This window comes from Streptomyces sp. NPDC005483, assembly GCF_040606035.1.
GTDB lineage: Bacteria > Actinomycetota > Actinomycetes > Streptomycetales > Streptomycetaceae > Streptomyces.
The window spans coordinates 56,405-66,000 of record NZ_JBEXEA010000042.1; the positions used below are offsets into that span (position 1 = coordinate 56,405).

A 9,596-nucleotide genomic window follows, 5' to 3' on the forward strand; every position below is an offset into this window, starting at 1 on the left:
TCATTCGGCGGCTGGAGGCCGAGGTGCGCCTGGCCGCGGACGGCGGGGTCTCGGTTCCGGGACCCCTGGTCGTCGCTGCCCGTGCGGGCGCCACAACTGTTAGGGCACGAGATCCGCCAGCTCCCTGGGGTGCGAGAGATGGGGGAAGTGACTGGTCGACGGGATGACGCTGAAGAGGGCGTCCGGCAGGCAGGCGTGAACCCACGCGCGATAGGGCCCGGCCAGTTCGCTCGTGCTCACATGCCGGTAGGAGACGCCCCGTTCACGCAAGGCGGTCAGGTCCCGCTCACGACGCGCGCGGATCTCATCCGCTGACTTGGACAGCAGATCGTGCCAGTAGCCGAGGAACAGGTCCTGCCGGGGAGTGGTGGCGGTGTGGATCAAGTCCTGAGCGGCCGGCGGGAGGCTGTCGATCCCCATGCCGGCGGTCAGACGCTCCCACAGCCGCAGATACTCCGGGCCGCGCAGCAGCTCTTCGTTCTGCCGCAGCAGTTCGCCGAACGGCCCGGGCAGCAGCGGCTGGTCTATGTTGACGACGCCACGCGCGGGGTGCCCCGCTGCGTACACGGTGGCCAGCAGGCCGCCGATCGAGTGCCCGACCACCACTGGGGTGTCGAGGCGTGCGGCGGTGACGGCCCGGTGCACCGCCGTGGCCACGTCGTCCGGGGTGTACGAGGTGCTCTCGGGCGAGGCGCCGTGGCCGGGCAGGTCGAGGGCCAGGACCCGGCGCCCCGCGGACAGATGGGCGAGAAAGGGCCCCCAGTGCCGCCGGTCGAACGTCAGCCCGTGCAGCAGGAGCAGAGGCGGCCGTACGTCGTCGGGGGGCCCGTAAAGATCACCGGCCAGATCACCGAACACGCCTGTGTCGATGTGCGTCATATCTATCCCTTATCGCTGAAGTGTTGGATGCCGTCGAAATCATTCGAGGATGTCGTGCGGTTGGCTCTGAGGTGTGCGACGAGGCGCATCCTGCCGACCTCCGTCACGGCAGTGGCTCAGACGGCGGGTCAATAGCGGCACAGCGCGGCTGAGAAGGGACCACGGTGTCCCGCCGGGGTGTAACGGGCTGCCCGCTCCCCTTCGGTGTCGCGGCGGACGATTTCGCAGCTACCGGACGGGAGGTCGGCCCTGTCAGGAACATGTTGTCGCCCGTCGTGCGCGAGGGCATCTCCGCGGCGACTGCCGACGGCTGACGCGCCCGCCGATGCGGGGCCACCTCTCGCGGACCGGTGAGGACTGAGCTATGCCGGCCATGAGAGACCTTTCACCCACACGGCGATGGTACTGATTGTCTGATCGGCCGGATATCAGCATGCCTCCGTAGGCGACTGAAAGCCACTATCGCAGCACACGTGTGTCGGCGATGGTCACCCCTGCCTTGACGCCACCGTACGTCACGCCTCGTGCTGGTGTGCTCCTTGTGCCGGTTCCGGGGCAGTCCGGAGCAAATGTGAAAGCCGCACGACGACACCGGTGGTTGCTCATCACTGCTGGGTCAACAAGGCGCAAGCCGGTTGGCGCAAGGCGTCCTGACGGAAGAGGTGGGCCTGCCACCTGCGCGAGGAGGCGCTCACCACCCCCGGCCAACAGAGGACTCAGGTGTGGTCGGTGAGGGCCAAGACCGACGCGCGGTCGTGACGACGCGGTAGGCGAACCGTGAAAGCAGGCTGGGACAGCGAACGACGCCAGAGAGGCCCTGACGCCGTACCAACGGTCGCCCTCGGCATCTTGGCAGGCATGGTGAGACCAACCCACGGGTCCGATACCCGCCCCGAACGCGAGGACCGCGGCCGCTCCTCACCCGCTTCCGCTCACCGCTGGGCAGGCACCCACCAGGCCCCATTGCACAGGTCGGTTCCGGAAACGCCTGAAAAGCCTGTAACGCGCTCGTGTCAGACGGAGTCCGTTTCGGTGACCATGAAGTCACGGTCCGTGTTCCGCGGCGGATCACCGGCGAGGCTGCGAGCATGGACAGGTGCGCAAGTCCTGCTCGGATAAGGCAGGCAGGGCGTGCTGTGGTCCGGTCGACAGACACCGCACCACAGCGACGGTCACTGCACGGCAGACTCAGCAGGCGCCGGGACGCAAGGAACTGATCTTGTCGTTCCAATACGAGTTCGGGACTCGCATGTCGACGATCGAGGTGTGCGCGTTGATGGTGAACCTGTCACCCGAGTAGTTGTTGTCGACGTACAGGCAGAAGGCCGAATTGGTGAAATTCTGCACAGACGAGGTCTTGTCCTGCATGCTCCCGCTGGGGAGCGCCGAGACCTTGCCCAGGTCGCTCTCCGATTCCCAATAACCGAAGCAGATGTGGGTGCCGTTGTAGCTGACGTTGTCCCAGAGCACGATGGCCCCGTCGCAGCTTGCGGCGGGCGCGGCCAGCGCCGCTGAAGCGGGGGAAACACCGAGAGCCAGGGCCGCGGCAGCGCCACAGGCCAGTGCGATGAGGGAACGAACGTCGTGTGTCCTGTGGCGACGGCATTCGGTCCGGTCAGGTGATCTGACCAGACGTGGTCCAGGGATGCCGTCAGGGTGTGTTGGCCATACGGCGACGCGATGCGCCTGCGTCTTTCGCACTACATTGTCGGCTACCGCATCGGGATCTGCCTCGACGTCGCTCGTACCGCGCGGGACCAGACTCCTCCGGTGGAGGTGCAATGTCATCTATCTGTGTGATGTGGGTCCGATGTCCGCAGGCGTACTTTGAAGGCCGTCGGCGCGACCTGCTCGTGCGTGGTGCACGACGAACAGTTGGAGACCCAGTCCCTTCGGTCCCTGATCTCACTCCGGCTGGTTCCGAAGCGCCCCTGGGCGGGCTCGGGCTTCCAGCGCAGTTCGCTCTCGCACGCCCACTCACCCTGGCCACCCCCGCCGCCGTGGCCCGCATCCCCGAGGGCTCCACCCGCTCTGGCGCAGCAATTCCCCCGCCGGCGCCGGTGGAGTCATGCGGCGACGCCGACCACAGGGCCGTAGCACCTCACTGTGCTCGCCGGGACGGTCAGTGGGCGAGCGACGCCGCATCGCCTAGGACGGCCACGGGATGGTCCGCGGGATCGAGTGCGCGCAGCAACTGCCTCATGTGGGCTTTGGAGAGGCTGATGCATGCATGAGTGGGACCGCCGTGGTCCACGTGGATCCAGATGCCCCCACCGCGGCTCGCCCCAAGCGGTTTGGTGCCGTCCATCGGTGATGTCCCGGGCTGGCGGTTGTAGTTGAGGGCGACGACATAGTCGAAGGAGCCGTCCAACGGCTCACCCTCGAATCCGGTTCCGGTGACTGAGAAGGCACCGGACCGGTGGTAGGGCAGCTTGGTGCCGGGATCGGCTAGACGTCCGCCGGCGTCGGTGAGACCGAACACCCCTATGGGGCTGTGCAGATCGCCCTCGTAGTGCCTGTCCGTCCAGCCCCTGTAGCCGTTGTGGGCGGCCCACACCTCACCGCGAAGCCAGCCGCCGTCGACCCGTCGCCAGAGCACGGCCTGCGACGACGCCGCGTTCTTGGCTGTTCCGGTGACGACGAGGACCTGCCGGGTGCCGGGCGGGATGTGGGCCAGTGTCTTTGGGCCGAGCCCCGGCAACTGGGAGGGTAGTTGCGGCCGTGACCGGACCGTCTGCGACGGAGCGGCGGACGGGGGTACCGATGCCCCGGTCGTCGAGGCGGATGATTCGGCGCCCTCGGCCCGGACATGGGCCGGGTGGACGTCACCCTCGTCCGTGTGGTGAAACGCGGTGATCCCCAACACGGACACGGCGAGCGCCGCGGTCACTGCGAAGTAAGGCCTGTGCAGGCGCATGAACATGGGCTTTCTCGGGAGATTCGAGGAGCCCCGGGACGGGGGGCTTGTGGTGCCGGGCGGCCCAGGCGGCGCTGGACGGTCCGGATGGTGCCGCGAGGTGCGGGGCAGAGAGGGGGCTGCAGTCGCGCCGCCGGAGCCGCGGCCCCCGAAGGAGCTCGCGGCCCGGCGTCGGCCGCGCGTCACGGCGCGGCCGCGTTCGTCTGTCGAGCGGGTGCCCGGTCAGATGTGGGCGTTCGTCGGCACGGCGATCTGACGCTTCCCCCAGCCCATACGGCTGGTCGCCTGGTAGTTGACCAGGGTGCCCGCCCTCAGGCCCGCCCCCTTGGCCCTCGCCGAGGGCTCGACGATTCGGAGTTCGTCGCTGAGCAGGTCACCGGTGGAGGCGTCGATGACAAGCCGCTGCTTCGTCGTCCCCAGCGGCGTGCCGTACGTGCCGGGGAACTCGACAGCCACACCTTCACGCCCCAGCGGATCGGTGACATGACCGACCACCCGGGCGCCGGGCAGCCCGGCCATCACCCGGTACGCCGCTGCCCGGACGCCGGGCTTGACGGGCATCGTGACGAGGTTGCCCGCCTGCCGCAGAATCCAGGCAGTGCGGTCGGTCCCGGCGCCCTCGGTGCCGTTGCCCCGCGCGTACAGCTCCTCCAGGTAACGGCGCAGCCCGTCGTTGGTGGGGGGCAGCGCCCGCAGGTCCTGGTAGGAGACGTTGTCGGGGCCGACGGCGTAGATCTTGCCGCCGACGTCCGTCCGCATGACCGTCGGCCGTCCGGTCCCCATCGTGAAGGCGGCCGACTGCCCGCTCTTGACCGGCACCGTGCGGGGCGAACCCACGGCCTGCCACACCGCCTTGTCCGCCGCGGTCCGCGGTTCGGTCAGGGAGTCCAGACCGGAGACCATCAGCTCTTCGTCCCGGGCTGCACACCCACCGACCAGGCGTCGGTCGACGTGCTGCGCACGGCGAAGAGCCGCCCGCTCACCTCGGCGACATCCACGTTCTGCGCAAGCGTGGTGGTCTGCCAGTACGTCCCCTCGGCGGGCGAGGCCTCCGCCTTCTTGGCCGCGCTGAGCAGTTCAATACGTCCGTCGACCTGCAGGTCGACGGCTGCGCTCGGTGCCTGTGCCCCGACTGAGGCCGGCGGATGTGCGGGGGAGTGATCGGCTGGTGCCTGCCCGTGGAACGAGCCGACGGACACCACCACGGACGCCGCTGCCGCCACGAGCGCGACTGCCCCCAGCGGACGCAGGCGCATCGACCGGCGTGCCAGGCGGCTGTTGGCGGGTTCGGAGACGATGCGGACGAAGTCTTGCCGTTGCCGTGCCGGGTCGGTCAGCCGTGCCGGGTCCAGTTCATCGGGCCGTGCGTCCGCGAGCACCTGCATGGCGTCGGGTCGCTTCGATCGATCCTGTGCGTTCTTCACGCGGGTGCTCCTTCGCAGTGCGGTCGGGGGGTGCCAGTGGGGCGGACCGGCGCTGCCTCGGCCGGTTCGTACGGGTCAGCGGACTGCGCTGCCTCCAGGGCCTTCTCCAGGCGCCGACGCGCTCGGTAAAGCCGAACGGCCAGCGTCGCGCTGGTGCAGTTCAGGACGGTCGCGGCTTCCTTCGCGCTGAGGCCGTGCCAGGCGATCAGGGTCAGCAACTCCCGGTCGCCCTCCGGCAGACCCGCGAGGGCCTGCAGTGCGATGTGCCGATCGGTGACCATCGCCGCCACGTCACCGGCGTGGCCGTGGGCGCCGCCGGCCAGGCGTTGTGCCTCCTCCGCGGCCAGGAGGTACCGCAGGGCGTCACGGCGGCGCATCTCCCGCACGAGGTTGCGGGCCACGCCCAGGAGCCACGGCAGGGTCGGGTGGGGGACCTCGTCGTGGATCCGTCGCCACGCGATGGTGAACGTCTCGCTGGTGATGTCCTCGCCCACCTCGCGTCCCACCAGGCTGGCGGCATAGGCAAGGACACGCGGGTAACACGCCTCGTAGACATCGTGGAAGCGCTCGGCAGGTGTCACGAGCACCCCCTCATCTCGGCTTTCATACCTGGAAATGTGAGCAGCGGCCCGCTTATTACCTCCCGGGGAGGAATTCCCTTGTGATTGGCATCACTCCGGGAGGGCACGCGTGCGATGGGGGCGGCAAGGAGACACCGACAGGTGTGACACGTGCCCGGCAGTGCAGTCCCACGACGATCTGCCGTCGCTGCTGTCAGACGGCCTGGAACGAGCCCACGGGCAGATGCGTGTGTCCATCACATCGTCCGTTTCCACGAGACAACCACCGAGCGGCAGCAGCCCGACACACTGCCGACCCTGACCATCAGTACGCGCCCAGAAGTAACGTCATGGCCCTCGTCGCCGCTGCAAGCAGGCTGAAGGAATGTGCGTCCCGTTGGTACGGACGAACGTACTGATCTGAGGCACGAGGCGTTCTGGCTGGTGCGCCTGATGAGGATCTTGCCGATCAGCCCATCGTCCTGGGCTCCGAGGGCGAGACCGCCGTATGAGCCCGAGGGCATCCGCGCCCCAGCCCGGCGCGTGCCGTCATCGCCGAACGCTTCACCTCACAAGGCCGACGCCTGCCTGCCGGCGTGATTGCCCAGTTGTGTCGCTGAGTTGCCAGGCATTCGGGAACCTGTCGGCAAAGGAGTGGGACCGCGCGGACGCGGTTCCCTGACCGATCCGGAGCCCCTGCCCTCAGTCGAAGGTGAGGATGCCGCGGATGTTCTTGCCGTCACGCAGGTCCTGGTACCCCTGGTTCACCTGCTCCAGCTCGTACCTCGCGGTCACCAGCCCGTCCAGCCGCAGATAGCCGTCCTGGTACAGCTTCAACAACCGGGGGATGTCCGTCTGCGGGTTCATCGAGCCGTAGATGGAGCCGCGGATCTCCACCTGACGTTGGAGGATCCAGTCGGCCACTGCGCGAATCTCGAACGTCGAACTCGCCAGTCCCGTGATGACGACGACTCCCGACTTCCCGACGGCGGTCTGCGCGTGCTGCACGACCTCCTGATCCACGTTTCCCACGGTGATGAGAGCTTGGTCGGCCATCTCTCCGGCCGTGATTTCACGTACCTTTTCGAGTGCCGGCTCGGCGTCGGCGAAGGTGTGGGTGGCTCCGAAGCGCCGAGCCGCGTCCAGTTTCATCTGGACCGGATCGACCGCGACGATGTTGGCCGCACCCGCGTGCGAGGCGCCCTGAACCGCGTTGATGCCGATGCCGCCGATCCCGAAGACGACGACGGTGTCACCGGCACCGACGCGGCCGGCCTCCGTGGCTGTTCCGTAGCCGGTCGGGACGCCGCAGCTAAGGAGCACGGCCTTGTCCGGTGCAACGGTGTCGTCGATACGCACAACAGAGCGTTCTGTCGTCACCAGGCGTTCCGAGAAGGCGCCCAGTTGTCGGAAGGAACCGACGTCCTTCCCGCGGAGCTGGAATCGGAACGTGCCGTCCGCAAGGGGCCCGTCGGGCTGGTCCCCGAAGACACAGAGGTTCTGACGGCCGGTCGAGCAGTAAGGGCACAGTCCGCAGCTCGGCACAAATGTGCACACAACCCGATCTCCGGGCTTGACCTTGCCGACTCCGGGACCGATCTCCTCCACGATGCCGGTGGCCTCGTGGCCGCCGACCATGGGCAGCGAAACCGGCAAGTCCCCGTTGAGCATGTGCAGTTCGGAGTGGCACAGGCCGGCCGCTTCGACCTTGACCAGCACTTCTCCGTGTTTGGGTTTCACCAGATCGAGTTCGACGACCTCGAACTCCTTGCCCACCTCGAAGAGGACTGCTGCCTTGGTCTTCATGGGTTGCCTCGCTGATAAGAGCGTCCGGAGTGGTCCGGCGCCAGAACGGGAGAGGCCGACCGACCCAGTCGGCCCGTGGTGGCATGCGCGGCGCCACATCGGATACACGGGCACCGGGGGCCAGAAGGTTCGACGCCGGGACGTGGACGTGAGCGGGCGCACATACCCGCCGGCCGCCCCTCTCTCCCGCGCGTGGTCTGGTCCTCCTGCTGTATCTGTGCCACACCAACGACTCGTGTCCTGTTCGCTCCCACCGGAGCGGACGAACCGTTGCGGGCCGTCAGTGCCCGCTCGCCTCCTGGTCCGCCAGGCCGAGGAGGGCCCGCCCGTAGGCCTCCCGGTTCGGGCCCGGGACGATGTTCGTGTGGGACAGCGCGACCTCGGTGTCGCGCCAGATACGCGCCACCGGACAGGACATGGAGAAGGCCGCGCTGCCCAGCGCGGTGAGCAGATGCCGTACGGCCTTACGCAGCATGCGGGCGGCCATGGCCGCGTCCATGTGGATGCGCGCCCGCATCAGCTCCTCCGGCTGGGTCCGAGCCGCGATGGCGGCTTCGATGTCGTCCAGGGCCCGGAACAGCAGCAGCCGCGCGGAGTCGATCAGGGCGGCGGCGTCGGCAACGGCGTACTGCACGTCGGCCGAGCCGGCCCGACGGGGTGAGGCGCCCACCCGCTCCCGGGTGTGTTCCAGAGCGGCCAGTGCCATTCCGAGCAGCGGAGCCACGAGCGTCACGGTCAGGGCCGGGACGACAGCCGCCGCGCACAGGGGTTCGTCCGGATGGTCCTGCGCACAGCCGCCGTTCACCATCCTGGACAGGGACAGCACCCGGTGGTCCGGCACGAACACCTCCTCGAGGACGACCGTGTCGCTGCCGGTGGCCCGCAGACCGGTGACGTCCCACGTGTTCTCGACCCGTCCCGAGGTCAGGGGGACTACGGCCAGGGCGAGGTCGGCGTCGGTGCCGGTCGTCACCGCCACCATCACCCACTCGCAGTGGTGGACGCCCGAGATGGGCGACCACCGGCCGGACACCACCAGCCCGCCGTCGACCGCCTGTGCGGTGCCCGCGGCCGGCAGTCGACTGGCGACAACCGTTCGGGGGTCCGTCCCCCACAGCTCCTGACGTGCCCGCGCGCCGAGCAGCGCGGTCATGTACGCCCCGCCGGAAAGCACCATGGCGAGCCAGCCGCTGGACCCGCAGCCCCGCCCCAGCTCGGTGTAGACCTCGAAGGCGGTACGGAAGTCCGCGCCCGGTCCGCCGAGAGCACGTGGCACCTGAAGGCTCAGAAGCCCCGAGTCCCGCAGAGCCGAAACGACGGCTCCCGGCAGCCGACCGCCGCGGTCCGCCTCATCGGCGTTCGCACGCAGCAGGGGAACCAGCTCACGGGCCCGTCCGACCAACTCCGAGGGGAAGTCGGAGGACGGCTGGGACTGCGCGGGGCACTCAGTGGCACGCGTAACGTCTGTGGCATTCATGCCACAAGTATGTGTGCGTTGTACGTTTCTGAGCGGCAGTTGACTCAACTCCGCACACGTGTGACTGGTTTGCCCCGGCTCACCTCGTCACCCGGAACGGGTTCGAGGGACAGGGCACGCCTCCGCGCCCGGCCGCGCATCGACCTCACCGAGGTCTTCGCCGCCGTGCCCCGCCCGCGGTGCACGTAGTCCCTGGTCGCCCGGCTTCCCCACACCCGAGCCTCTGAGGCTCTGCGCCTGGGCGGACTCCGGCACCGTCACCGCCGAGAGCTTTGACGCAGGCCTCTGTCCGGGGCACGACCGGGGAAGGGGGCCTCCACCCCTGTACCTCGCCCCGGCGCGCTCCCGCATAGATCGACGGTGCCGGGGACACCTCGACCCCCGGGGAGCCTGAGGCGGGGCCCCTGCGGGCCAGGTGATGGCCTGTGGGTCACTTGTTGAGGTGGGTGGTGAAGTAGTCGGTGAGCTTGTCGACGGCGGGGTTGATGTATTCGCGCTTGTCGTAGAGGTCGACGTGGCTGGCGCCGGGGATG

8 protein-coding genes and 1 pseudogene are annotated in these 9,596 nt (G+C 68.7%); all 9 read right to left on the minus strand.

From position 1 onward, the window contains the following. Window positions 1–99 precede the first annotated feature (99 nt). Window positions 100–879 carry an alpha/beta hydrolase gene (locus ABZT06_RS43430; protein WP_355753793.1) on the minus strand — a complete coding sequence of 260 codons (780 nt, stop codon included), beginning with the start codon at window positions 877–879 and terminating at the stop codon, window positions 100–102. Window positions 880–2,067: 1,188 nt separating this feature from the next. After that, the gene (locus ABZT06_RS43435) at window positions 2,068–2,349 is read right to left on the minus strand and encodes a peptidase inhibitor family I36 protein (RefSeq protein ID WP_355753795.1); all 282 of its coding nucleotides are present in this window, start codon (window positions 2,347–2,349) and stop codon (window positions 2,068–2,070) included. 652 nt (window positions 2,350–3,001) lie between these two features. Then, window positions 3,002–3,796, minus strand: coding sequence for a L,D-transpeptidase family protein (locus ABZT06_RS43440; RefSeq protein WP_355753797.1), 795 nt, complete (start codon window positions 3,794–3,796; stop codon window positions 3,002–3,004). 222 nt (window positions 3,797–4,018) lie between these two features. Continuing rightward, window positions 4,019–4,699, minus strand: coding sequence for a CU044_5270 family protein (locus ABZT06_RS43445; RefSeq protein ID WP_355753799.1), 681 nt, complete (start codon window positions 4,697–4,699; stop codon window positions 4,019–4,021). Continuing rightward, complete coding sequence (locus ABZT06_RS43450; RefSeq protein ID WP_355753801.1) at window positions 4,699–5,220, minus strand: hypothetical protein; 522 nt, start codon at window positions 5,218–5,220, stop codon at window positions 4,699–4,701. Before ABZT06_RS43450 ends, ABZT06_RS43445 begins: the two co-directional genes overlap by 1 nt. Next, a complete protein-coding gene (locus ABZT06_RS43455; protein ID WP_355753803.1) occupies window positions 5,217–5,801 on the minus strand; it encodes a sigma-70 family RNA polymerase sigma factor in 585 nt (194 codons plus the stop codon). Before ABZT06_RS43455 ends, ABZT06_RS43450 begins: the two co-directional genes overlap by 4 nt. A 681-nt stretch (window positions 5,802–6,482) precedes the next feature. Beyond that, entirely contained in the window at window positions 6,483–7,586 is a 1,104-nt protein-coding gene (locus ABZT06_RS43460; protein WP_355753806.1) for a Zn-dependent alcohol dehydrogenase, read from the minus strand. A gap of 280 nt (window positions 7,587–7,866) precedes the next feature. After that, window positions 7,867–9,063 carry an acyl-CoA dehydrogenase family protein gene (locus ABZT06_RS43465; protein ID WP_355753808.1) on the minus strand — a complete coding sequence of 399 codons (1,197 nt, stop codon included), beginning with the start codon at window positions 9,061–9,063 and terminating at the stop codon, window positions 7,867–7,869. A gap of 430 nt (window positions 9,064–9,493) precedes the next feature. Next, a pseudogene (locus ABZT06_RS43470) lies at window positions 9,494–9,596 on the minus strand (alpha/beta hydrolase); the annotation flags it as partial.

Excerpts from the sequence above, each read along its gene's own strand:
- ABZT06_RS43430 (WP_355753793.1), bottom strand. The coding sequence starts at position 879 with ATGACGCACATCGACACAGGCGTGTTCGGTGATCTGGCCGGTGATCTT.
- ABZT06_RS43440 (WP_355753797.1), bottom strand. The coding sequence starts at position 3,796 with ATGCGCCTGCACAGGCCTTACTTCGCAGTGACCGCGGCGCTCGCCGTG.
- ABZT06_RS43445 (WP_355753799.1), bottom strand. The coding sequence starts at position 4,699 with ATGGTCTCCGGTCTGGACTCCCTGACCGAACCGCGGACCGCGGCGGAC.
- ABZT06_RS43460 (WP_355753806.1), bottom strand. The coding sequence starts at position 7,586 with ATGAAGACCAAGGCAGCAGTCCTCTTCGAGGTGGGCAAGGAGTTCGAG.
- ABZT06_RS43465 (WP_355753808.1), bottom strand. The coding sequence starts at position 9,063 with ATGAATGCCACAGACGTTACGCGTGCCACTGAGTGCCCCGCGCAGTCC.